Here is a 23,447-nt window from a genome sequence, read left to right as displayed (position 1 = left end):
GTTCTCGGAGGTCGGCCGGTCACACCGGGTCGCCGGTCGCGGAGTCGAGGACTCCGGGGCGCGGGTCCAGCGCCCAGTCGAGGGCGAAGTCGGCCACCGCCTCCCACCCGGGCTCGCCGCAGGTGAAGTGGTCACGCCCCTCGAACACGGTGTGCGCGGTGATCGCCGCCGAGTGCTTGACGTTCTTCTCGTAGTTCTGCCGCTGGACGACGGGGGGCAGGATGTGGTCGCTGCCACCGGAGACGAACAGCAGCGGCGCCCGGTCGTCGTCGGCGAAGTCGAAGGTGGTGGCCGCGTGGCGGGTGACGGCCGCGAGACCGCCCTGGAAGAGGATGCGGGCCGGCGTCGGCACCGCGTAGCGGTCGTAGGCGCGCCGCGAGGCATCCTCGTCCAGGGTGTTGGTGAACGCGTAGTGGAACTGCTCGGCCGTCAGCGGGACGGCCCGGTGCACGTTCGCCGGGTCCTTCAGGACCGGCAGCACCGAACGGAGCTCGGACAGGGGCATCGCATTCACGCCCTTGACCGCTGCGCCGTCGAGCGACACCCCCGCCGCCCCGAGCCCGGCACCCACCAGCAGCTGGGCGAAGGTCCCGCCGAACGAGTGCCCCATGATGATCGGCGGAGTGTCCAACTCCTGAATGAGGCCGGCGAGATGGTCCAGCACTTCGCGGACCCCGACGCCGGCGATCGCGGAGGCGTCCTTCCGGAGCGCCGCGACCCCGGCCTCCCCGGGCTCGATCCCCGGGTAGCCGGGCGTCAGCACGGTGAATCCGCGCTCCTCGTACCGGGTCACCCAGTGCTCCCAGGCGAGCGGCGTCATCCACAGGCCGTGTATCAGGACGATCGTGTCCGGGGCCGTCGTCATGCCCGCATCTCCTCCATCGCGGTACGGGTGCCGGCAGGGCGGGAATCCCGGCTGCGCCGGACCCTGCCGCCCGGCCAGCGTGGCACCTGCCTGGTTGTGCACGGGGACAAGAAGTCGGCCCGCCGTTGGGCGCCATGACGGCGCCCGGGTACAGGGGGGTTCCCCGTAACCGGCGCGGGGCCGGACGGTGCGGGCGGGCGGCCGGTCACGCGGAGCGAGGCTCGGTGCGCGCGCCTGTCGTCTCCGCCCGGACGACCGCCAGCCGGGCCAGCTCCCGGTGGGCATGCCGGTCGAGGTCGAGGCCGGACAGCTTCTCGATCCGGTTGATCCGGTAGAGCAAGGTGTTGCGGTGGGCCGGGAGGGCTGCCGCGGCCGCCGTCCGGTTGAAACCGTGCGCGACCAGGCACGTCAGTGTCTGCGACAGCGTTCCGGAGGGATCCTCGGCATCGAGCCGGCCCAGTACGCGCCGCATGACGCCGTCGGCGAGCTGAGGGGAGTTCGCGAGCATGACCTCCGTCAGGAAGTCGTCGAGGCGGATCCGTCCCCGGCGCCCCGCCCTGCTCCCCAGGGTGACCAGGTCGTGCAGGGTGCCGACCGTTTCCGCGAGTGCCGCGCGGCCGGTGGCCGACTCGGCGGCGAGGACCAGCGCGCTGTCGGCGAGGAAGTCCGTCCAGTCGAACCCCGGCCGGGTCAGGCCGGCCACGCGGTGCCCCTCCGCGCAGGCCAGCGCCCCCGCGGTCCGCAGACGCGCCGCCAGGCCGGCATGGGCGGCGGCCGAACCACCGTCGAGCGCCGTCACGAAAGGGCAGTACGGGCCGGCGAGATCGAAGCCCAGCCGTTCCGCGCGGTCCAGGTCCTCGACGGTCGTCGCCGACCGGGTGCAGATCCGGGCGAACAGCGCCGCCGCACGGGAGTTGCCGTCGGCGGACGGAAGCTCCCGCTGGTCGGCGAACGCCCTCCGCACGGTCGTCAGGGCGATGTCCAGGAACGCCCACGCCACGTCCAGCTGCGGCATCAGCCATACCCTGTCCTCGGCCGGGCTGAGCTCCAGCAGCGCGCTGCACACCGCGCGTGCCGCCCCGGAGCAGGCACGGAAGGCGTCCTCGGCGAGGAGTCCGTGCCTGGCCGCCGCGCGCGCCGCCTCGTAGAGTTCCGACAGCGTGTCCCCGCCGGGTTCCTGCCCGCTCAGCAGCCAGTTCCTGATCAGTTCGACGCTGCGGCGGATCATGTCCTCCCGGGACCCGGCCCGGCAGCCATGGCCGGGTATCCGGCCGGTCGGCGCATCTGCCAGGCCGCGGGCGACCTGATGCGCCATCAGGTCGAGGTCCAGGCCGTGGAGTACGCTGCGCAGCCGACCGGCCGCCGCGGAGCAGGCGTCGGCGCGGGGCATGGCGTACATGCGCGTCACCTTCCGGAGGGCTCGATGCGGTCCGGCGTGCCCCGGCTCGTGTGGCGGCCTGTGCGGCCGGAGGCTGCGTTCACCGTCGGCCCCGGTGATCAGCGGTCCGGTCCACGCCGCGGGCGTGCGTCGGGCGGCGGGAGCAGGAAGCGCCACGCGTTCAGCACCCCGCTGACGAACGCCACGGCGGAGGCCGGCAGCAGCAGGTAGAGGCCGGCGTCGTGGCCGAAGGCCAGCAGGACCCCGGCCGCCACGAACAGCAGCATGACGACCACGTTGGTGTCCCGGCGGTCGAAGATGTCGGTCAGCCGCCCGTCGTCGACGGCCGACTCGCGCTTGTTCCGCCCGATGGCCAGCAGGCTCAGGCTGGCGCCGATCCCCATGGCGATGAGCTCGGCGCCCAGCACCCGGTCGGGCTGGCCGGGCACGAGCAGGACGGTCGCCATGAGCAGCGGCGCGATGAACAGCACCAGGGTCTGCGCCGCGCCCGCCCGCAGGCCCGGGTGCCGGGCGATCCGGCGGGCGTCCACGGACACCGCGACGAACAGCAGCCCGGTGAGGGCGGCGCTGGCTCCTCCGGTCATCACGGCGAAGCTCTCCCAGTCGGCGGAGACGCTCATACGCCGTGCACCCCGGGCAGCGACGGCCGGGACCAGGCCCGGGGCCGGGGCCGGTGGGCCGCCGGCGGCCGGGCGCCACGCGAAGCGGCTTCCCGGACACGTCCGGGGGGCGTCCCGGCCGGCAGCCGCCGGAGAGTCGCCTCCGGAGTCCCGACCGGCCTCCGGCGCGGATCAATCTCGGACACAGACTCCCCTCCCGTACTGGTGTTCTGCCGTCATTGAACGCCCTGACGCCTTGTGCCCGGGCACGAATCCGCGCCCGGTTTTTGGAAAACCGCCCACCGGGAGCGCCGATAACTTCGCCGCATGCACAAGAGCCCCCTGGCCCGCCTGGGCCGTTCCTGGACATGGCACCTGCTCTTCGGGCTGGTCTCGATCGGCTCCGGCGTCGTCGCCGTGGCCTGGCCCGGCCCGACACTGGTCGTGCTCGCGGTCGTCTTCGGCGTACAGCTGGTCGCCACCGGGGTGTTCCGCCTGGTGGGATCGGTGAGCCTGGGCGCAGGGGACACCGCCCGCGCCCTGACGGGAGTTCTCGGCGTGGTCAGTCTGCTGCTCGGGCTGTACAGCCTGCGGCATGTGCTGATCACGGTGCTCGCGCTCGGGCTGTTGCTCGGCATCTACTGGATGGTCGACGGTTTCACGGCCGTGTTCGTGGCGCTGGACCGTCCCGGTCTGCCCGGACGCGGCTGGAACGTCTTCATCGGCCTGCTCGGTGTCCTCGCCGGCCTGATGCTGCTGACCTGGCCGCAGCTGTCGCTGCTGACGCTGGCGTTCCTGGCCGGCCTCTGGATGATCATGCTCGGCGCCATGCAGCTGGGCCTGGCCCGCCGGCTGCGGGACACCGTGCGGACGGCCTAGGGGCTGTCGGGGCCGGCCGGCCCCAGGTCCGTGCCGAGCGCCTCCCAGGTGACCGCGAGCAGGACGAGGGTGCGGTCCCGCTGATCCCTGAGAGACAGGCCGGTCAGCTTCTCGATCCGGCCCACCCGGTACAGCAGCGTGTTGCGGTGCACCGGCAGCGCGGCCGCGGCCGCCGTGCTGTCGAAGCCGTGGGCGGCGAGGCAGCGCAGAGTGGCCGCCAGGTCCACGGCGTCGGCACGCTCCAGCGGCCCGAAGACCCGCCGGACCATCCGGTCGGCGATCTCCGGGGCGTCGGCGAGCAGCAGTTCGGGCAGGTGGTCGTCGGCGCGCACCCGGCCCCGGCGCCCGGACCTGGCCCCGATGGCGATCAGTGCACGCAGCCCGTCGGCCGCCGCTCCGAGCCGGCCGCGGGCCAGCGGCTCGTCCTCGGCCAGCAGCAGCCGCGGGTCTTCGAGGAACACCGTCCAGCCGAATCCGGGCGGTGTCAGCCCGGTGACCCGGAGCCCCTCGGTGAAGGCCAGCGCCCCCGCCGCACGCAGCCGGAACGCGAGATCGGCGTGCGCGGCAACCGATGCCCCGGCGAGCCGCGCGGTGAACGGCCGGTACGGCTCCACCAGGTCGAAGCCGAGCCGGGCGGCCCGGTCCCGGTCCTCGATCGTGACGGGCAGCTGGGCGCACAGCCGGTCGAACAGGGTACGGGCGCGCCGGTCACCGGCCGTGGACGGCGCGTCCTCCTGGTCCGCGTAAGCCCGTGCGAACACCTCCACGACCAGGTCGAGGTAGTCCTCCAGACAGCCCCAGACGGTCTCCGAACGAGCGAGCAGCAGCGCCCGGTCGTCGTCCGTCGCCAGATCCAGCAGCGCCTCCCAGAACATGCGCGCGCCGCGGCGGTAGACCAGGATGCTGTCCTCGATCGGCTGCCCGGATATCGCGCGGGCGCGCAGGAACTCGTGCAGCTCGGACCGGAGGTAGTCGTCCGGCGGCGAGCCGTTGACCAGCCAGCGCAGGACGAGGTCGACGTTCCAGCGCACCACCGCGGCCCGGTCCACCGGCCACTGGAAGTCGGTGTAGGCGGGGAGCCGACCGAAACCGGCCTCCATCCTGCGCACCACGACGCCCACGTCGAAGCGCTGAAGAACACCCCGCAGGTCACCGTCGGCGCTGCCCGCGCCGGCTGGGCGATGCACGTTCACCCGACGATCCTTCCACAACGGCGCCGGGCTCCCGCCCCGCCACCGGAGCGCGGGACGGGACCGGGGCGCCGCGCGGGGCCGGCGAAGTCCGCTGCGGTTCGCAACGCGCCCCGAAGGGGCGCCGGGGTTTCCCCCCCCCCCGACCAGCCACGACGGCGCCGCAGACGGCAGACGGCGCGCCGCAGCGCTTCCGGCGGAGCGCCTGGCCTAGGCCACCACGGCGCCAAGTCCCCCCACCGCGGCCACCGGCCGCCGCCGGATCACCAGGGCCATCAGGGCCGCCGCCGCGCACAGGGCGCCGGAGGCGTACCAGACCATGTCGTAGGTGCCGAAGACGTCGCGGGCGACGCCGCCGAGGTAGGCGACGAGGGCCGCGCCGACCTGGTGGGAGGCGAGGACCCAGCCGAAGACGATGGCGCTGTCCTCGCCGTACTGCTCCCGGCACAGGGCCAGGGTGGGCGGGACGGTGGCAACCCAGTCGAGGCCGTAGAAGATGATGAAGAAGACCATCGAGGGGTGGACCGCCGGGCCCAGCAGCATCGGCAGGAAGAGCAGGGAGACGCCGCGCAGGGCGTAGTAGACGGCGAGCAGGCGGCGCGGTTCGAAGCGGTCGGTGAACCAGCCGGAGGCGATCGTGCCGACGACGTCGAACACGCCGATGACCGCGAGCAGCGAGGCCGCCGTGGTGACCGGCAGGCCGTGGTCGTGGGCGGCGGGCACGAAGTGGGTCTGGATCAGGCCGTTGGTGGACGCCCCGCAGATCGCGAAGGTGCCGGCGAGCAGCCAGAAGGGGCCGGTGCGGACGGCGGAGGACAGCACGCCGAGGGTCCTGCGGGCCGCCCCGGTGACCGGTGCCGGCTTCGGTACGAACTCGGTGGCGCCGTACGGCTTCTGGCCCACGTCGGCCGGGTGGTCGCGCAGCAGCAGCCAGACGAAGGGGACGACCGCGAGTGCGGCGAGGGCGACGGTGACGGCGGCCGGGCGCCAGTCGTGCGTCTCGACCATCCAGGACAGCAGCGGCAGGAAGATCAGCTGTCCCGAGGCGGAGGCGGCGGTCAGGATGCCGCTGACCAGGCCGCGCCGGGTGGTGAACCAGCGGTTGGTGACCGTGGCCGCGAAGGCGAGGGCCATGGAGCCGGAGCCGAGGCCGACCAGCAGGCCCCAGCAGAGCATCAGCTGCCAGGCCGCCGTCATCCACACGGTCAGGCCCGAGCCGATCGCGATGACGGTCAGGGCGACGGCCACCACCCGCCGTATGCCGAAACGGTCCATCAGGGCGGCCGCGAAGGGCGCGGTGAGCCCGTACAGCGCGAGGTTGACGGAGACGGCCGCGCCGATGGTGCCGCGCGACCAGCCGAACTCCGCGTGCAGGGGGTCGATGAGCAGGCCGGGCAGGGAGCGGAAGGCGGCCGCGCCGATGATCGTGACGAAGGTGACGGCGGCGACGAACCAGGCGCGGTGGATGCGCGGCGAGCGGGTCGGCTTCGCGTCCTGGCGGGCTGCTGCGGCTTCGGTTGTCTGGGTCACGCCACAAATATCCGGCCGACGGGTTCACTCCATCGAGTGGCCCGGAGGACAGCATTCGCTAGGATCGGGCCATGAGCAGTAACCCCGGCTTCCGCCCGCACCGCGTCGTCGTCCTCGCCCTCGACGGCCTGCTCCCCTTCGAGCTGGGCATCCCGCACCGCATCTTCGGCCGTCCCAAGGACGCCCGGGGCCGCCATCTGTACGAGGTCGTGACCTGCTCGGTCCGCCCGCCCGGCCCGGTCGAGACCGACGCCGACTTCGCGATCCACGTGCCCAACGGCCCCGAGACGCTGGCCACCGCCGACACGGTGATCATCCCGGCGTCGTACGAGCTGGGCCCGGTCTTCGAGAAGGGCGTCCTCACCCCCGAGCTGGCCGCCGCCCTCGCCCACATCCGCCCCGGCACCCGGCTCGCCTCCATCTGCACCGGCGTCTACGTCCTGGCCGCCGCCGGCTACCTCGACGGCCGTCCGGCGACCACGCACTGGGCCGAGGCGGACCATCTCCAGCAGCTGTTCCCGCAGCTGGAGGTGGACGCGGACGTCCTCTTCATCGACGACGGCGACATCCTCACCTCCGCCGGGGTGGCCGCCGGCATCGACCTGTGCCTGCACATGGTCCGACGCGACCACGGCACGGCCGTCGCCAACGAGGTGGCCCGCCGTACGGTCGTCCCCCCGCACCGGGACGGCGGCCAGGCCCAGTACATCCACCGCCCGGTCCCCGACCCCCAGGTCGCCACCACCACCGCAGCCCGCGCCTGGGCCCTCGGCCGCCTCCACGAGCCCATCCAGCTGCGCGACATGGCCGAGCAGGAGGCCATGTCGGTACGGACCTTCACCCGCCGCTTCCGCGAGGAGACCGGCGTCAGCCCCGGTCAGTGGCTCACCCGGCAGCGCGTCGAACGCGCCCGCCACCTCCTGGAGTCCAGCGGCCTCTCCGTCGACCAGGTGGCCCGCGACGCCGGCTTCGGCACCGCCCAGTCGATGCGCCAGCACCTACAGGCAGCGCTCGGCGTCACCCCGACCGCCTATCGCCGTACCTTCCGCACCGGGACGGGCGACCCCGGCAGCCCCGACAGCCCCGGCGTCGTCGGCGCCCCGGGCTGACCTCCGGGCCCGCCGCGCCTCGCCCCACCAGCCGACCGCGCTGAGCACCAGCGTCACGCCGACCCCGGCCAGCACGGCCGTGGACGGCGCCACCACCCGCAGCAGCGCCCCGGCGAGGGAACCGGTCACCGCGTAACCGGCGCCGGCGGCCGCGTACATGACCGCGTACCCGGCGGCCAGGGCACTCGGCGGGAGCACCTCGCGCAGCGACAGGTTGCGGGTGAGCATCGCGGCCGACTGGAACATGCCGCCGAGGACGAGCACGGCCGCGATCCCCGCGGCGCGCGGTACGAGCGCCGCGATCGTCACGCAGAACGCCGTGCCGGCCATCAGCAGCACGCTGCGGGTGCGCAGCCGTCCCGGCCAGGCGCGCAGGCCGTGCAGGAACGCGCCGAGCCCGCCGCCGACCGCCATCCCGGTCAGCAGCGGACCCGACCAGCCGACGTCGATTCCGCGCTGTTCGAGCAGGGCGGGCAGCACGAGTTCGGACAGCCCGAGCAGGGTCAGGCTGGCCGCGCCCGTGACGTACACCGGCCAGGCGCCGGCCAGCACGCGCACGAGGGGCGCGGCCGTCCGCCCGGCCGTGCCCCAGGCCGCCGGAAGGAGCCACAGCCCGGCCGCCGACGCGGCCATGAGCGCGGCCGCGAGCCGCAGCGGGGTGGCGGGGGCGGCACCGAGGGCCAGGCCGGCCACCGCGGCCGGGGAGACGGCCCACACGGCGGACGTCAGCATCGACTCGACGGACAGCGCCTGCGCCGCCGCGTGCTCCGGGACCAGCGCGGTGAGCAGCGTGCGCAGGCCCCCGGTGGCAGCGGCCGGCGCGGCACCGGCGACCCACGCGAAGGCGGCGAGGACGGCCGGCGGCGCGTCCGGGAAGCCACCGAGCCCCGCGAACCCGGCGGCCCCGACCGCGAGCCCCACGGCCAGCTGCACCCGCACCCGCTCCGGACGCAGCCGCATTCCGAGCACGGGCGCCCCCACGATCTCGCCGACCACATAGGCCGCCGCGAGCAGCGCGCCCAGCGAGTAGCCGCCGGCCCGCTCCCGCACCAGGAAAACCAGGGCCAACGGCGCCATGGCGACCGGCATCCGGGCCCCCACGGCGGTCCCGGCCCAGACCAGGACCTGCTTGGACGCGACGTCACGGTAGGTCATGGGACGACGGTAGGGTGCGGGACCGACAACGCCGAGAGGTTTTCCCCAGGGCTGTGGAAAACCCCGTGCGCGCTCACCGGAAGGTGAGCACCCCCCGGGCCACCCGCCCCGCCTCCGCGTCCGCCCGCGCCTTCTCGAAGTCCTCGACCGGGTACGTCTCGGTCACCAGCTCGTCGAGCAGCAGGCTTCCTTGGCGGTACAGGCCCGCGTAGAGGGCGATGTCGTGCTGCGGGCGCGAGGAGCCGTACCGGCAGCCCAGGATGGACTTGTCGAGGAACATCGAGGCGACGACGAAGGACGCCTCGGCGGTGGCGGCGGGCGTGCCGAGGAGGACGGCCTGGCCGTGGCGGTCGAGGAGGTCGACGGCCTGCCGGACCAACTCGACCCTGCCGACGCACTCGAAGGCGTGGTCCACCCCGGTCGGCAGCAGGTCCTTCACCGCCTCCGTCGAGGTCAGGAAGTCGGTCGCGCCGAACTGCCGGGCCACCTCCTCCTTGGCCGGGTTGGCGTCCACGGCCACGATCCGCAACGCGCCCGCGATCCGCGCGCCCTGGATGACGTTCAGGCCGATCCCGCCGGTGCCGATGACCAGCACGGTGTCGCCGCGGTCGACCCGGGCGCGGTTCAGGACGGCGCCCACACCGGTCAGCACCCCGCACCCGATGAGGGCGGCCGACGTCAGGGGGATGTCCTTCGGGATCCGTACCGCCTGCACGGCCTTGACGACCGTCCGTTCCGCGAAGGCCGAGTTGCACGCGAACTGGTACACGGCCCGGCCGCCACGCGTGAACGGCTTCTGCGGGCGCCCTATCGCCTTGCGGCACATGGTGGGCCGGCCCCGGTCGCAGTCGGCGCAGGCACCGCAGTTGGCGAGCGTGGACAGGGCGACATGGTCCCCCGGCGCCACATGGGTGACGCCCACACCCACGGCCTCCACCACGCCGGCACCCTCATGGCCCAGCACCACAGGAACGGGGAAGGGTATGGTCCCGTCCACCACCGACAGATCGCTGTGGCAGAGCCCGGCCGCCGACACCGCGACCAGCACCTCACCGGGCCCCGGCTCCCGCACCTCCAGATCGTCGACTACCTGCACCTGCTTGCCGTCGAACACGACCCCACGCATCACGACTCGACCCCCTTCGGTTCCCTCGGCAGACCGAGCACCCGCTCGGCGATGATGGTGCGCTGGACCTGGTCCGAGCCGCCGTAGACGGTGTCGGCCCGGGAGAAGAGGAACAGGTGCTGGGCGGCGTCCAGTTCGTACGGTGCGGCGGCCGACCAGCCGGCCGGGCCGACGCTCGCGGCCGCGCCCCGCACCAGCACCGCGAGTTCGCCGAGCCGCTGGTGCCAGCCGCCCCACAGCAGCTTGGCCACACTGGGCGCGCCGGGCTCCGCGGCCGAGTTCCCCAGCGTCCGCAGGGCGTTCCACCGCATCACCCGCAGCTCGGCCCACTGCCGCACCAGCCGCTCCCGTACGACGGGATCGTCGGCGGCCCCGTTCTCCACGGCGTCCCGCACCACCCGCCCCAACTCCTGTGCGAAACCGATCTGCTGGGCGAGCGTGGACACCCCGCGCTCGAACCCGAGCAGGCTCATCGCGACGCGCCACCCGTTGCCCTCGCCTCCGACGACGTGCTCCACGCGCGCGTGCGCGCCGTCGAAGAAGACCTCGTTGAAGTCGCTGGTGCCGGTCATCTGCCGGATCGGGCGGACCTCGATGCGGCCCGGCTGGTCCATGGGCACGAGCAGGAAGCTCAGCCCGTGATGGCGCCGCGAGCCCGCCTCGGACCGTGCCAGCACGAAACACCAGTCGGCCTCGTGCGCGAGCGAGGTCCAGATCTTCTGCCCGGTGATGCGGTAGCCGTCCCCCTCCCGCACCGCCACGGTCCGCACGCCGGCGAGGTCGGAGCCCGCGCCGGGTTCGCTGTACCCCTGGCACCACAGCTCCTCCCCGGCGGCGACGGCCGGCAGAAAGCGCGCCTTCTGCTCACTGCTGCCGTGCGCGATGAGCGTCGGGGCGAGCAGGTTCTCCCCGATGTGCCCGGAGCGGGGCGGCGCGGCCGACCGCGCGTACTCCTCGGCCCAGGCGACCTGCTGGGTGAGCGTCGCGGTCCGGTTCCCGTACCCGCCCTCCGCCCACCCCAGCCCGATCCACCCGTCGGCCCCGAGGGTGCGCTCCCAACTACGCCGGTCCACCCCGGACTCGGCATGCGCACCCAGCCAGGTCCGGACTTCACTGCGAAACACCTCGTCCTCCGGCACTGCGCCGAAATCCACGGTGACCTCCAGAGATGCGTGGGGACTACGGCCCGAACGAAAACCGCCGGTGACCACCGCGGTGGCTGATCGCCGTCGCGGCGGAGAGGGGAAGGGTGCCGACGGGATGTGGGGACTGATGACCTGGCGGACGGGGACTGCGAACGCAGGCGTGGACAGCCGCCCCAGGGGCGCGGGGAACTGCGCGAACACCCCCCCCGCGGCGCCGCACCCGCGCACCCACCGCACACCCCCCTCAGGGGCGCTGGGGGTACCCCCGGCCGAAGGCTGGGGGAGGAACTGCGCGAACAGCCACGACGGCGCCGCACCCGCACACGTACCGCACCCCCTGCCCACTAGGCGTTCGGCCGGCTTCCCGTTCGCGCGGCCGCCTCCATCGCCGCCAGTCGTGCCAGCATCGGCATCGGATCCGTGCCCACGCTCCCGGGCAGCGCCTCCGCGATCCGTTCCGGGGTCCAGGAGCCCCCGTCGGCGTACGCGGCCCGCAGCTCCCTCGGCTGGGCCCACACCGCGATCTTCGGTCCGGCGACCGTGTAGACCTGCCCGGTGACCCCCGCGTCCCGCGCCGCGTCGGACAGCAGGTAGACCACGAACGCGGCCACGTCCTCCGGCTCGCCGATCTCGGCCAGCTCCATCGGCACGCCCGCCGACATCCGGGTCCGGGCCACCGGCGCCACCGCGTTCGCGGTCACCCCGTACTTGTGCAGGCCGAGCGCCGCGCTCCGCACCAGCGAGATGATCCCGCCCTTCGCCGCGCTGTAGTTGGCCTGCGAGACCGAGCCCTGGTGGTTGCCGCTGGTGAAGCCGATCAGCGTGCCGGCGCGCTGCCCCCGCATCACCGCCGACGCCGCCCGGAACACCGTGAACGTGCCCTTGAGGTGGGTGGCGACCACCGGGTCCCACTCCTCCTCGGCCATGTTGAACAGCATCCGCTCGCGCAGGATCCCCGCCACGCACACGACCCCGTCGAGCCGGCCGTACGACGACAGCGCCGTGTCCACCACCCGCTGCCCGCCGGCCATCGTGGAGATGTCGTCGGCCACCGCGACCGCGTCCCCGCCCGCCGCCTCGATCTCCTTGACGACGGCCTCGGCGACCTCGCTGGTGGGCGAGGCGCCGTCGACCGAGACGCCGTAGTCGTTCACGACGACCTTCGCCCCCTCGGCCGCCGCCGCCAGCGCCACCGCCCGTCCGATACCGCGCCCCGCACCCGTCACGGCGACGACCTTGCCTGCCAAGAAGTTCCCCACGCCCGGCCCCTTCCCGCGGTTTCTGACGGACCGTTAGATTTTATGGCGCGTCGGATGTGCGGACACAAGCCCCGGGGAGGACCCAGATGCCAGCGCCGTCATCTCATCCCGCGTTCCACGACATCGCCAAGCGCGTCAACAACTGGGGGCGCTGGGGCGCCGACGACGAGATCGGCACGCTGAACCTGATCACCGACGAGGTGGTGCGGGAGGCGGCGGCGACGGTCCGGACCGGGCGGCGCGTCCCGCTCGCCCTGCCGCTCCAGCAGGACGGCGTGCAGACCGGGATGATCCCCGGGCGGATCAACCCGCTGCACGCCATGGTGCAGATCAACCAGGAACTGTTCGGCCCGGGGACCGTCGCGTGCAACGACGACGCCGTGACCATGGGACTGCAGGCCGGCACCCACTGGGACGCGCTCACCCACGTCTCGCACTCGGGCAAGCTGTACAACGGCCGCCCGGCGCACACCGTGACCGCGCACGGCGGCGCGGAGTTCAGCGGGATCTCGACGGCGCGGCACATCGTCTCGCGCGGGGTGCTGCTGGACGTGGCACGCGCGCGTGGCGTGGACCGGCTGGCGGGCGGCCACGCGGTCACCCCGGACGACCTCGACGCCGCCGAGGAGTTCGCCGGGACGACCGTGCGCGGCGGCGACATCGTGCTCGTCCGGACCGGACAGGTGCAGGTGTACCTCGCCGGGGACAAGCACGCGTACGGCTATCCGTCGCCGGGCCTCTCGGTGCACGCCCCGGAGTGGTTCCACGCGCGCGACGTGGCCGCCGTCGCGAACGACACCCTGACGTTCGAGATCTTCCCGCCCGAGATCGAGGACCTGTGGCTGCCCGTGCACGCCCTGGACCTGGTCGAGATGGGGATGCTGCAGGGGCAGAACTGGAACCTCGAAGAGTTGTCCACAGCCTGTGGAGAAACCGGCCGGTACGCGTTCCTGCTGTCGGCGATGCCCGAGCCGTTCGTCGGGGCGACGGGCACTCCGGTCGCCCCCGTGGCCGTCCTCTGAACGGCGCCCGTCCGGAAGCCGGTGTCACGCCCGAGGGGGCGTGACACCGGCCCTCCCCCATTCCCCCCTGAATCCGGACGGCTGCGCGCACCGGCCCGCCCCGAGCCCGGTCCCGCGCGCCGCCGTCCGGCTCGACCCACACTCGGCGAGGACGTCCGTCACCCAGACCCTCGCCGTCCCCTCGCGGCGAATCGCAGACCTCAAGCGTGAGCAAACGGTCACAAGGCGTCAACACCCGCACGGGGTTTTACGACTTATGCCCCGGTTCGCGATGGGCGCGCACGGATGCAAACCCCGGCGCATGGCCGCACACCGGGATCACACCGCCTCGAAGGCCAGCCCTTCGTACGAGGCCAGACCGCCGCCGTACGCCACCGCCGCGCCCTGCCGGGTTTCCGAACAGCGGTCGAGTTCGCACCAGATGCGCTTGCCGGCGCCTTCGGGGCTCCAGCCCCAGCGGTCGGCGAGCCCGTCGACGAGGGCGAGGCCCCGGCCGCCGGTCGCGTCGCCGTCGGCGCACCGCGGCACGGGCGCACGGTCGCTGGCGTCGGCGACCTCCAGCCGCACGGTGACCGACTCGTCGGCGCCCCCGCGGTCCGCACCCGGCAGCGAGAGCCGCAGCACGGCCGGACAGCCGGTGTGCACCACGGCGTTGGTGACCAGCTCGGAGACGAGCAGGATCAGCGTCTCGGCCAGCGGCTCGTCCGCCGCTATACCGGACCCGGCGAGGCGCGAGCGGGCCCACCTTCTGGCCCGCCCGACCTCCGTGGGGTCAGGCCGGATCTCCAGCTGCACTTGAAGCACCTGCACCGCTCACACCATCCGAACCGGCGGACACATGAACCCGCACCGAGCGAGCGCCGCGACGAGTGCCGCGACGACAAGGACGGCGAGGGCCACGATCGTAGCCATTTTCTGCATGGCCAGAACAACGGCCAGAGCAAGGGTCACGGAACGTGATTCCCTTACGAGACAGCATGGTTGACGTACAGTCACCCCAACAAGCGCTTCGGGCATATTCCAGCGCGAAGGAGTACGCCCACGGCATACTGTGCGACGCTCGCGACGGGGAGTCGAACAAGCGGGGGCGCAAGCCCTTACCGCCCTGCGAGTGGCGGTACGCACCCCGAGCGGCGGGGCCGCTTCGACGGCTCCGCCGGCATGGCTCGTCCTCGGAACCACTCGCATCCCACAGAAGGTACCCGAGGGGACAGCCGACTCCAGGCCGTGACGAGTCACGCGTTGGACACAACCCGGTATCAACGCTCAGTGATTCCGGTATGCCACAATCCGCGACATCCGGGTCGCTCGAACCCATGATTCCGCAGGCCAGGGCCGTTTCGAACGCTCAACCGAGCAACTCCGCGGCGAGCAATTCCTCACTCTCCGTATTCACTCCACCACGCTGCGCCCGTACCCATGTCCGTTTCAGATGCAGATGCACCTCCGACTCCCACGTGAAGCCCATCCCGCCGTGCACCTGGAGGCAGTCCCGGGCGCCGCGCACGGCGGCCTCGTCGGCGAGCAGCCGGGCCGCCGCGATGTCCACGGGGTCGGAGGTGACGGCGGCGGCGTAGACGGCCGCCCGCGCGGTCTCGGCGCGCACCAGCATCTCGGCGCACAGGTGCTTGACCGCCTGGAACGCCCCGACGGGCCGGCCGAACTGCACGCGCGTGCGGGCGTGTTGCACGGCCAGCTCGCACACGCGCATGGCCGTGCCGAGCTGCTCGGCGGCGGTGAGCAGCACGGCGACCGGGTCGGGGGCCCCCGAGGCCGGCCCCGGGACCCGGTGCAGGGGCGTCAACGGGTCAACCGAGCGCACGGGTACGGCCCCCGACGCGTCCCCCGTCACGGCGTCCGCGTCGGCCAGCCACTCCACCAGGCCGCCGTCCACGCGGGCCACCACGGCCTCCCCGGCGGCCGCACCGGGCACGTCGGCCGCCGCGAGGTGGGTGGCCACCAGCGGTCCCGGCAGCAGCGCCCGCCCCGCCTCCTCGAACACCAACACGGCCTCGGGCAGCCCGAGTCCGACCCCGCCGTCGGCCTCCGGCAGCCGCAGCGCGAAGAACCCGGCGGCCCCCAGCTCCCGCCACAGGCCCCGGTCGAGACGCCCGGGTCCGTCGGCGGCCGCCCGCAGCGCCGCGCCGTCGAACCGGCGCCCGAGCAGCTCCCGCATGCCCTCCCGCACCGCCTCCTGGTCACGGGTCAGTCGAAAGCGCACGTCCGTTCACCGCCCCTTCGGCAGCCCGAGGATCCGCTCGGCCACGATGTTCCGCTGGATCTGCGAGGTCCCGGCCGCGATGGTGTACGAGAGCGAGGAGAGCCGGTCGAGGACCCACGCCCGGTCCAGGTCGAGCGCGTCGGGGCCGAGCACGGCGGCCGCCGCGTCGTACAGCTCCTGCCGCGCGTGCGAGTAGCGCAGCTTGAAGACCGAGCCGCCGACGCCCGGCACGCCCCTGCCCTCCGCCTCGCTGACGTTCCACTGGGTGAGCCGCCACAGCGCCCGGAACTCGGCGTTCAGGCGGCCGAGGCGACGGCGCAGTTCCGAGTCGTCCCAGGTGCCGTTCTCGCGCGCCACGCGGGCGAGGTCGCCCAGGACCCGGCGGCAGGCGACGACCTCGCCGACGAAGGCGGTGCCGCGCTCGAAGGAGAGGGTCACCATGGTGACGCGCCAGCCGTCGTTCTCGGCGCCCACCCGGTTGGCCGCGGGCACCCGCACCTCGTCGAGGAACACCTCGGCGAACTCGGCGGACCCGGCGAGCGTGCGCAGCGGCCGCACGGTGATGCCCGGCGCGTCCATGGGCATGGCCAGCCAGGTGATGCCCCGATGCCTGGGCGCCTCCGGGTCCGTGCGCACCAGCAGTTCGCACCAGTCGGCGACCTCCGCGTGCGAGGTCCAGATCTTGGATCCGCTCACCACGTAGTCGTCGCCGTCGCGCCACGCGCGCGTGCGCAGCGCCGCCAGGTCGGAGCCGGCATCGGGTTCGCTGAAGCCCTGGCACCACACCTCGTCGCCACGCAGGATCGGCGCCAGCCAGCGGGCCCGCTGCGCCTCGGTGCCCTCGGCGGCGATGGTGGGGCCCGCGTGCAGCAGACCGACGAAGTTGGCGCCCACATAGGGCGCGCCGGCCTTCTCGGTCTCCTCCAGGAAGATCAGCCGGGTGGTCGGGGAGGCGTCCCAGTGGACGTCGGCGTACCCGGCGTCGTAGAGCGTGCGCTGCCAGCCGAGGTCGTAGGCGCGGCGGCCCGGCCAGTCCTCGGGTCGCGGCTTCGGCGGGAGGCCGGGCAGCGCCTTGGCGAGCCACTCCCGCAGCCGCGCCCGGAAGTCCTCCTCCTCGGGCGTGTACGACAGGTCCACCGGCAGACACCCCCACGGAGCTGATGGTGCGTCAGACTGCGTCAGACATCGCAGGCTAGCCCCGCGCCCCTGGACCGACAAGGCAGCAGGACCTACGATCTGACGACTCGTCAGATACAAGGTTCCGCTGGGCAGGGGGACGCCATGAACGCCACCGCACACGAGTTGAGTACCTCCCGCACCCTCTGGGACCTGGTCGCCCGCCGTGCCGGACTCACTCCCGACCGGCCGGTGTTCCTCCAGGGCGACCGTGCCCTCTCCTTCGGCGGGCTGCGCGCGCGTGCCGAGCGCGTCGCGGCCGGGCTCCACGGCATGGGCGTGCGCCCCGGCACGGTGGTCGCCTGGCAGTTGCCGACCCGGATCGAGACGGCTGTGCTGTCCTTCGCGCTGGCCAGGCTCGGCGCCGTGCAGTCGCCCGTCATCCCCTTCTACCGGGACCGCGAGGTCGGCTTCGCGCTGCGCGAGTCCAGGGCCGAGTTCTTCGCGGTACCGGGCGTGTGGCGCGGCTTCGACCACACGGAGATGGCGCGGCGGCTGGGCGCGAAGGGGATCTTCGAGGCGTACGACGACCTGCCCGACGGCGATCCGGCCGTGCTGCCCGCCCCGCCCGCCGAGGGCACCTCCGTCCGGTGGATCTACTGGACCTCGGGAACCACCTCCGACCCCAAGGGCGTTCTGCACACGGACCGTTCGCTCATCGCGGGCGGTTCGTGTCTCGCGCACGCGCTGCGGCTCACCGCGGACGACGTGGGCTCCATGGCGTTCCCGTACGCGCACATCGCCGGCCCCGACTACACGGTGATGCTGCTGCTGTACGGCTTCCCGGCGGTGATGTTCGAGCAGTTCGCGCTGCCGGACGCACTGCCGGAGTACCGCAGGCACGGGGTGACGGTGGCGGGCGGGTCGACGGCGTTCTACTCGATGTTCCTGGCCGAGCAGCGCAAGCAGCCGGGGGTGCCGGTGATCCCCTCGCTGCGGCTGCTGGCCGGCGGCGGGGCGCCCAAGCCGCCGGAGGTCTACCACGCGGTGGTGCGCGAGATGGGCGTGCAGCTGACGCACGGGTACGGCATGACCGAGGTGCCGATGATCACGATGGGGGCGCCGGACGACACCGCGGAGAACCTGGCGACGACCGAGGGGAAGCCTCCCGAGGGCATGGAGATACGGATCGCGGAGGGCGGCGAGGTGCGGCTGCGCGGCGAGGCGGTGTGCCAGGGGTACCTGGATCCGGCGCAGTCCGCCGCAGCCTTCGACGAGGAGGGCTTCCTGCGCACCGGCGACCTGGGCCGGGTGACCGGGACCGGCCATCTCGTCCTCACCGGGCGGCTCAAGGACGTGATCATCCGCAAGGGCGAGAACATCTCGGCGAAGGAGATCGAGGACCTGCTCGCCGCACACCCGGTGGTAGCCGACGCGGCGGTGGTCGGACTGCCGGACGCGGAGCGCGGGGAACTGGTCTGCGCGGTGGTCGAACAGCGGCCGGGCACGGTCGCGCTGACCCTCCCGGAGGCGGTGTCGTACCTGCGCGCGGAAGGGTTGTCGGTGCACAAGCTGCCGGAGCGGCTGGAGGTGGTGGACGCCCTGCCGCGCAACGAGACGCTGCGCAAGGTGCTCAAGTACAAGCTGCGCGAACGGTTCTCCGAGGTTCCGGCTCCGGCCCCCGGGAGCGCTACTCCGGGATCGTGAAGTAGCGGGCGAACGCGGGGACGATCTCGGCCTCCACCACGTTGCCGTCGCCGTCGGTGTCGAGGCCCGACGCGATCGCCTGCGCGAGGTCCGGGGCGACCCCGAGGACGCGCAGCACGCGCGCGGTGTCGGCGACGGTCGCCGCGCCGGTGCCCGCGTCGTCCGCGAGGGCGAGGGCCGCGTGCAGGAAGGGGCGGGCGATCTCGCCGAACCGCTCGGGGTTGTCGTGCAGCCGCTTGACCGCGCCGCTCACGAACTCCTGGCGGGTGATGCGCTGGTCGCCGTCCCGGTCCGCCATGCCGGCCATGCCCTGCCAGAAGGCCTCCGCACCGGCGTACAGGGCCTGGCCCTTGTCGGAGCGGGCAGCGGTGCCGAACTCGGCGAGGAGTGCCTTGGCCGCCGAGTTGAAGTCCTCGCGGTCGATCCAGCCGTTGCCGTCCTGGTCGAAGGTTGCGAACCGGGCGGCGATCCGTCGCTCGTACTCGGTGCTGACCATGTCTGTTCGGGCCGCCTTACTTGAACCCTCCCCCAGCGGACGCCGGGGAATTCCTGGCTCAGGAAGCCTCGCAGGTCAGCGACCCGAAAGGTCTTACTCCCTCAACACCAACCGGGATGGAACCCGCCCGGTCTGTATAGCAAAGTCAAGTGGTGTTTGTGTTGGCTTGGTTCTCGCTCAACACGATGTACACGGTTGGTTCTCGCTGCGTACGACGCACAGCGTACCCGATCACGATCGTGGTTTTTCTCCCTGTTGCGTGCAGGGCGGGCTAAGCCGACAGCGGGTCCTCCTCGTCGGTGGTCGCGCTGTCGATGTCGGCGTAGACGTCGAAGAGCCGTCGTACGCCGAGGGCGCCGAGGACCCGGTTGACGTGAGAACCGTCACTCGCGCCGTGGGCGGGCAGTATCAGCCGCAGGCGGCCCCGGCAGGAGCGGATCAGGCGGCGGGCGGCGATGAGGACGCCGACCCCGCTGGAGTCGCAGAAGAAGACGTCGGACAGGTCGAGGACCAGGCTGTGGTGGCCCTCGGCGACCGCGTCGTGCACCCGCTGGCGCAGCACCGGCGAGGTCACCAGGTCCAGTTCGCCCGACACCCCGAGCACGGCCCACTCGCCCTGTTCGACGTCGGTCACCTTGAAAGCCACGGCTCAGCCCTCCGCTCGCCGGATCTCCGGAACCGCCCGGAAACGGAGCGTGTTCCTACGCTTCTTGTCGCGCGGCTGCCCAGCGGCCGTTCCCCGAAACCCCGGATGACAAACGAGCACCGATCGGGAAGGGTCTTGTTTCGGTCACGGTCGGTCCTGTTCGATCAGAAACAGAAGGTTTGGCCGGAGACGCGCGTGAGAGCCGAACAGTGGAGGAGTACCGGAAGCGCCTACTACCACCTGCGGTCCGTCAGGGGGCGCGCATTGCCATAAAGGGGCGTGCGTTGCCGGACGTGCCGACTACATTCGAGGTGACGGTGGAGACACGCTGGACACGGGCACGGGGAGGGGGCCGTATGGCGAAGAAGGACGTACCGCCCCGCTGGGACCGCAAGATGCAGCAGCGGCTCGCCCGCGGCGAGGCGGCCGCCCTCGGTGAGCTGTACGACCGCTTCGCCTCGCTCGTGCACGGGCTCGCGCACCGCGTCCTCGGGGACGAGCGGGCCGCCGACGGCATAACCCGCGAGGTCTTCGCCCACGTCTGGGAGCACCCCGACGCCTACGACCCCCGGCAGGGGCCGTTGCGCTCCTGGCTCGCCGCGCTGGCCCACCGGCTCGCCGTGCAGCGCCTGAGGGCCACCGAGACCGCCGCGCTCGCCCCCGGCGACAGCGGCTCCCCGCAGGCCGCGGAGGAGTTGGAGCACAAGGTGCGGCGGGCTTCCGTCGCGGCCCGCGCGGACTACATCGTGCACTCCATGCCGACCCCGCTGCGCGCCGCCCTGGAACTCGCCTACTTCCAGCGCCGCGACTACCGGCAGACCGCGGTGGACCTCGGCGTCACCGAGGACGAGGCCCGCCGCCGGCTGCGCCTGGGCCTGCAACTGCTGTCCACCGCGCACGACGCCGGGACGCCTCCCGGATACGGAGGTGGGCGGTGACCGGCGCCGATTTCTCCGGGGCGCACGACGGCACCGGCTCCGGGGACGGTGACGTGCCCCGGGACGGCGGCGGCGACTTCGGCCGGCCGCCGCGCATACCGCCGCCCCGCAGCTCCGTCGAGGACGGCGGGCAGCCGCTGCCCGAGACCGCCGGCCCGCCGCCCGTACCGCTGGAGCTGTCGCACGACGTCCTGAAGTCGATGCTCGGCGCGTGGGCGCTGGCCGCGTGCTCGACGGCGGAGTCCCTCGCCGTCGAGGCCCACCTCGGGGACTGCGGGGCCTGTGCGGACGAGGCGCGGCGGCTGCGCGAGGCGGTCGGCCTGCTGCACCAGCCGGAGAGCCTGGACCTCGACCCCGGCCTGCGCACCCGGGTCCTGGAGGCCTGTCTGGACCGCCGGCCGGCCAGGATCCCGATTCCCGCCTGGGCGGCGCCCTACGACGCGGAGACCGCCCGCCTGGACGCCCTGCTCCAGGACATCGGCGACGCGGAGTGGCACACGCCCGTGCGGCTGCGCTGGTTCGACGGCGAGGCGGCGGCGTCCCGCCGTACGACGGTCGCCGGCGTGATCGCGCATCTGCTGACCGTGGACGGGCTGGTGGCGACGGCGCTGGGCCTGGACGACCCGCTCGGGGAGTCCCGCGCACAGGGCCCGGCCGCCCGTACCGAGGCGTTCTGGCAGGCCTCGCACTTCCCGCCGACGCGTGCGGTGCGGGTGCCCTGGCGGGAGCAGAGCCACCGGCTGGTGCAGACCGTCTCCTTCACCGGCGGCGGCGCCGGGCGCCTGGGGGTGTCGTACGGCGACTTCGAACTGCCGTTGCACGACGCGATGCTGGACCGGGCCTTCGAGTGCTGGGTGCACGCGGAGGACATCGCGGAGGCCGTGGACTATCCCTACGGGCCGCCGGCCCCCAGGCACCTGCACCGGATGATCGACCTCGCGGCCCGGATGCTGCCCGTGGTGCTGGCCGAGCGCCGACGGGCGGGGCTGGCGTCGCCCGGCCAGACCCCCCACCTGGTCCCTGCGGGACGGCCCGGCCGCAGCCTGCGGCTTGAGATCGAGGGCCACGGCGGCGGCGAGTGGCTGATCCCGCTGGACTCGCCCGGGGCGGTGGGCTCGGCGGAGTTCGAGGTGGCGCACGTGGCGCTGGACGACGTGGAGTTCTGCCGGCTGGCCGCGGGACATGTGCCGCCGGAGGACGCCGCCGCGGGGCAACTCGGCGACCGGGCCGCGATCAGGGACGTGCTCTTCGCCGCCGCGAGCCTGAGCCGGATGTAGAGGCATTCGCCCAGGGGGCGGGGGGGGTTCCGTCGTCCGGCGACCGCGGGTAGTCCGTGGCTGGTCGCGCAGTTCCCCGCGCCCCTGAAGGGGCGCACTGCAGCTCCCCTTCTTTTAGGGGCGCGGGGAACTGCGCGAACGTGCGCCCGCGGTCGCGGACGACGGAACCTTCCGCCCCTCGGGCGCCGCCCAACCCCCTGCCCGGAAAGTGCCGTCAGGCGAAAACGACCGTCCGTCGGCCGTTGAGGAGGATGCGGCGCTCCGCATGCCACTTCACCGCGCGCGCCAGCGCCTGGCACTCCACGTCGCGGCCGATCGCGACCAGCTGGTCGGGGGTGACGTCGTGGCCGACCCGTTCGACCTCCTGCTCGATGATCGGGCCCTCGTCCAGGTCCGCCGTGACGTAGTGCGCCGTCGCACCGATCAGCTTCACGCCCCGCGCGTGCGCCTGGTGGTACGGCTTCGCACCCTTGAAGCTCGGCAGGAACGAGTGGTGGATGTTGATGATCCGGCCGCTCAGCTGCTTGCACAGGTCGTCCGAGAGGACCTGCATGTAGCGCGCCAGCACCACCAGTTCGACGTTCTCCTCGCGGACGAGGTCGAGCAGGTGGGCCTCGGCGTCGGCCTTCGTCTCCTTCGTCACCGGGATGTGATGGAAGGGGATGTGGTACGAGTCCACCAGCTCCGCGAAGTCGGTGTGGTTGGAGACCACGGCCGCGATGTCCACCGGCAGGGCGCCGATACGGGCGCGGAAGAGCAGGTCGTTGAGGCAGTGGCCGAACTTGCTGACCATGAGGACGATGCGCATCCGCTCGTCGGCCCGGTTGATCTGCCAGTCCATGTGGAAGGAGTCACCGATCGCCGCGAAGCTCGCCCGCAGCTTGTCGACCGTCACCGGCGCGTCGGCCGAGAAGTGCACGCGCATGAAGAACAGACCCGTGTCGTGGTCCCCGAACTGCTGGCTGTCCTCGATGTTGCAGCCGGTCATGAACAGATAGCTCGACACGGCGTGCACGATGCCCTTTTTGTCCGGACACGAGAGGGTGAGGACGTACTGGTCGGCCGGGGCGGCCTGGGCTCGGGTGGACTGATCGGTCATGCACCACAGAATCTCATGCCCCGCCCGCCCCGGCGGTCCCTGTCCGCCACGCGGACCGGCGGCTCAGGCGGCCCGGGTCATGATCCGCAGCACGTCGAGGCTGCGCGGCGGGACGTCCGGATCGTCGCCGTCGCTCGCCGCCAGGCGTATGTGCGCGTCCCGGGCGGCCCGGACCGCGTCCGGCCACCCCTGGTGGTCGAGGTACGCGGAGACCTGCGCGTCCGGCCCCACCTGGTGCATGATCCGCAGCACCCGCAGCACGGCGGTGTCGACGAGCGCCGCCTCCTGCGAGTCGCGGAATATCGTCCCGACGTATTTCTCCGCGGACCAGTTGTCCAGCCAGGTGTCCTCGACCAGCCGGTAGACCGCGTCGGTCACGTCCCCGTACCCCTCCTGCCCGGCCAGCCAGACGTTCCGCTGGAAGTCCGGGTCGGAGAGCATGTGCAGCGCGGAGCGCACATTGCTGCGCCAGCGCCACCACGGCATGTCGTTGAGTGGCATGCCGCCCATGGTGGAGGAGCGACGGCCGCGACGGGAAGAGTTCTCCGAACCTTGCACGGTCGTCGATCGTACGTTCCTCGTCACACACCTTTAACAACACCCCCGTAATTCACCTGTACGTCACCCCTCGTTGACCATGGGTCACTTCCGGGTTAGCGATGTGGCGGA

General features: G+C 72.9%; 22 protein-coding genes. 6 read left to right on the top strand and 16 right to left on the bottom strand.

All coding sequences use genetic code 11. The annotated features are described in order from the left end of the window. Positions 1-19: 19 nt before the first annotated feature. The 3 genes from ACZ4UV_RS34560 to ACZ4UV_RS34550 form a co-directional block, all read right to left on the bottom strand. A complete protein-coding gene (locus ACZ4UV_RS34560; RefSeq protein WP_451020187.1) occupies positions 20-865 on the bottom strand; it encodes an alpha/beta hydrolase in 846 nt (281 codons plus the stop codon). 205 nt (positions 866-1,070) lie between these two features. Further along, a complete protein-coding gene (locus ACZ4UV_RS34555; RefSeq protein WP_451020186.1) occupies positions 1,071-2,264 on the bottom strand; it encodes a PucR family transcriptional regulator in 1,194 nt (397 codons plus the stop codon). Positions 2,265-2,362: 98 nt separating this feature from the next. Further along, positions 2,363-2,884: a hypothetical protein gene (locus ACZ4UV_RS34550; protein WP_451020185.1), complete on the bottom strand. Its 522-nt coding sequence runs from the start codon at positions 2,882-2,884 to the stop codon at positions 2,363-2,365. Positions 2,885-3,190: 306 nt separating this feature from the next. On the opposite strand from ACZ4UV_RS34550, the gene ACZ4UV_RS34545 reads away from it, so the two are divergent. Further along, complete coding sequence (locus tag ACZ4UV_RS34545) at positions 3,191-3,742, top strand: HdeD family acid-resistance protein (RefSeq protein ID WP_351484173.1); 552 nt, start codon at positions 3,191-3,193, stop codon at positions 3,740-3,742. On the opposite strand, the gene ACZ4UV_RS34540 is transcribed toward ACZ4UV_RS34545, so the two are convergent. Beyond that, positions 3,739-4,935: a PucR family transcriptional regulator gene (locus tag ACZ4UV_RS34540; protein WP_467843331.1), complete on the bottom strand. Its 1,197-nt coding sequence runs from the start codon at positions 4,933-4,935 to the stop codon at positions 3,739-3,741. The two genes, ACZ4UV_RS34545 and ACZ4UV_RS34540, sit on opposite strands and share 4 nt — an antisense overlap. A gap of 207 nt (positions 4,936-5,142) precedes the next feature. After that, positions 5,143-6,462 (bottom strand): MFS transporter, encoded by a 1,320-nt coding sequence (locus ACZ4UV_RS34535; protein ID WP_467843328.1) that lies wholly within the window; start codon positions 6,460-6,462, stop codon positions 5,143-5,145. A 71-nt stretch (positions 6,463-6,533) separates the two neighbouring features. Between ACZ4UV_RS34535 and ACZ4UV_RS34530 the strand changes: the two genes are divergently transcribed. Further along, positions 6,534-7,571 (top strand): GlxA family transcriptional regulator, encoded by a 1,038-nt coding sequence (locus tag ACZ4UV_RS34530; RefSeq protein ID WP_467843325.1) that lies wholly within the window; start codon positions 6,534-6,536, stop codon positions 7,569-7,571. Here ACZ4UV_RS34530 and ACZ4UV_RS34525 read toward each other — a convergent pair. The 4 genes from ACZ4UV_RS34525 to ACZ4UV_RS34510 all read right to left on the bottom strand — a co-directional run bounded on the left by ACZ4UV_RS34525 (position 7,461) and on the right by ACZ4UV_RS34510 (position 12,256). Further along, positions 7,461-8,726 (bottom strand): MFS transporter, encoded by a 1,266-nt coding sequence (locus ACZ4UV_RS34525; protein WP_451022432.1) that lies wholly within the window; start codon positions 8,724-8,726, stop codon positions 7,461-7,463. The genes ACZ4UV_RS34530 and ACZ4UV_RS34525 overlap by 111 nt on opposite strands. A 73-nt stretch (positions 8,727-8,799) precedes the next feature. Then, positions 8,800-9,852 (bottom strand): Zn-dependent alcohol dehydrogenase, encoded by a 1,053-nt coding sequence (locus tag ACZ4UV_RS34520; RefSeq protein WP_451022433.1) that lies wholly within the window; start codon positions 9,850-9,852, stop codon positions 8,800-8,802. Next, complete coding sequence (locus ACZ4UV_RS34515) at positions 9,852-11,006, bottom strand: acyl-CoA dehydrogenase family protein (protein ID WP_451022434.1); 1,155 nt, start codon at positions 11,004-11,006, stop codon at positions 9,852-9,854. Before ACZ4UV_RS34515 ends, ACZ4UV_RS34520 begins: the two co-directional genes overlap by 1 nt. Before the next feature lie 335 nt (positions 11,007-11,341). Beyond that, a complete protein-coding gene (locus ACZ4UV_RS34510; RefSeq protein ID WP_390041955.1) occupies positions 11,342-12,256 on the bottom strand; it encodes an SDR family NAD(P)-dependent oxidoreductase in 915 nt (304 codons plus the stop codon). Between the two features lie 86 nt (positions 12,257-12,342). Between ACZ4UV_RS34510 and ACZ4UV_RS34505 the strand changes: the two genes are divergently transcribed. Beyond that, entirely contained in the window at positions 12,343-13,278 is a 936-nt protein-coding gene (locus ACZ4UV_RS34505; RefSeq protein WP_467843318.1) for a cyclase family protein, read from the top strand. Between the two features lie 318 nt (positions 13,279-13,596). Here ACZ4UV_RS34505 and ACZ4UV_RS34500 read toward each other — a convergent pair whose 3' ends face one another. The 3 genes from ACZ4UV_RS34500 to ACZ4UV_RS34490 all read right to left on the bottom strand — a co-directional run bounded on the left by ACZ4UV_RS34500 (position 13,597) and on the right by ACZ4UV_RS34490 (position 16,636). Further along, positions 13,597-14,073, bottom strand: a complete 477-nt coding sequence (locus ACZ4UV_RS34500) for an ATP-binding protein (RefSeq protein WP_390042429.1) — start codon at positions 14,071-14,073, stop codon at positions 13,597-13,599. A 553-nt stretch (positions 14,074-14,626) separates the two neighbouring features. Next, complete coding sequence (locus ACZ4UV_RS34495) at positions 14,627-15,499, bottom strand: acyl-CoA dehydrogenase family protein (RefSeq protein WP_467843315.1); 873 nt, start codon at positions 15,497-15,499, stop codon at positions 14,627-14,629. A 6-nt stretch (positions 15,500-15,505) separates the two neighbouring features. After that, positions 15,506-16,636, bottom strand: coding sequence for an acyl-CoA dehydrogenase family protein (locus ACZ4UV_RS34490; protein ID WP_451022205.1), 1,131 nt, complete (start codon positions 16,634-16,636; stop codon positions 15,506-15,508). 144 nt (positions 16,637-16,780) lie between these two features. Here ACZ4UV_RS34490 and ACZ4UV_RS34485 point away from each other — a divergent pair, with 144 nt between their 5' ends. Further along, positions 16,781-18,322: a class I adenylate-forming enzyme family protein gene (locus ACZ4UV_RS34485; RefSeq protein WP_467843311.1), complete on the top strand. Its 1,542-nt coding sequence runs from the start codon at positions 16,781-16,783 to the stop codon at positions 18,320-18,322. Here the strand turns inward: ACZ4UV_RS34485 and ACZ4UV_RS34480 are convergent. Both ACZ4UV_RS34480 and ACZ4UV_RS34475 read right to left on the bottom strand, forming a co-directional pair. Continuing rightward, complete coding sequence (locus ACZ4UV_RS34480; protein ID WP_467843308.1) at positions 18,306-18,818, bottom strand: EF-hand domain-containing protein; 513 nt, start codon at positions 18,816-18,818, stop codon at positions 18,306-18,308. The two genes, ACZ4UV_RS34485 and ACZ4UV_RS34480, sit on opposite strands and share 17 nt — an antisense overlap. Before the next feature lie 271 nt (positions 18,819-19,089). Next, positions 19,090-19,464, bottom strand: coding sequence for an STAS domain-containing protein (locus ACZ4UV_RS34475; protein ID WP_390041966.1), 375 nt, complete (start codon positions 19,462-19,464; stop codon positions 19,090-19,092). Positions 19,465-19,820: 356 nt separating this feature from the next. Here ACZ4UV_RS34475 and ACZ4UV_RS34470 point away from each other — a divergent pair, with 356 nt between their 5' ends. Together ACZ4UV_RS34470 and ACZ4UV_RS34465 are read left to right on the top strand one after the other, a co-directional pair. Continuing rightward, positions 19,821-20,402, top strand: a complete 582-nt coding sequence (locus tag ACZ4UV_RS34470; RefSeq protein ID WP_351484200.1) for a sigma-70 family RNA polymerase sigma factor — start codon at positions 19,821-19,823, stop codon at positions 20,400-20,402. A 53-nt stretch (positions 20,403-20,455) separates the two neighbouring features. After that, positions 20,456-21,679 (top strand): maleylpyruvate isomerase N-terminal domain-containing protein, encoded by a 1,224-nt coding sequence (locus tag ACZ4UV_RS34465; RefSeq protein ID WP_451023059.1) that lies wholly within the window; start codon positions 20,456-20,458, stop codon positions 21,677-21,679. 214 nt (positions 21,680-21,893) lie between these two features. Here ACZ4UV_RS34465 and purU read toward each other — a convergent pair whose 3' ends face one another. Then, on the bottom strand, positions 21,894-22,778 hold the full coding sequence (gene purU, locus ACZ4UV_RS34460; RefSeq protein WP_351484202.1) for a formyltetrahydrofolate deformylase: 885 nt from the start codon (positions 22,776-22,778) through the stop codon (positions 21,894-21,896). Positions 22,779-22,841: 63 nt separating this feature from the next. Next, positions 22,842-23,288 (bottom strand): SCO4402 family protein, encoded by a 447-nt coding sequence (locus ACZ4UV_RS34455; protein ID WP_451022435.1) that lies wholly within the window; start codon positions 23,286-23,288, stop codon positions 22,842-22,844. Positions 23,289-23,447 lie beyond the last annotated feature (159 nt).

This window comes from Streptomyces sp. NPDC028289 (assembly GCF_055565975.1).
Note: the sequence above shows the minus strand (reverse complement) of the source record. Positions and strands in the feature narration are given on the sequence as shown.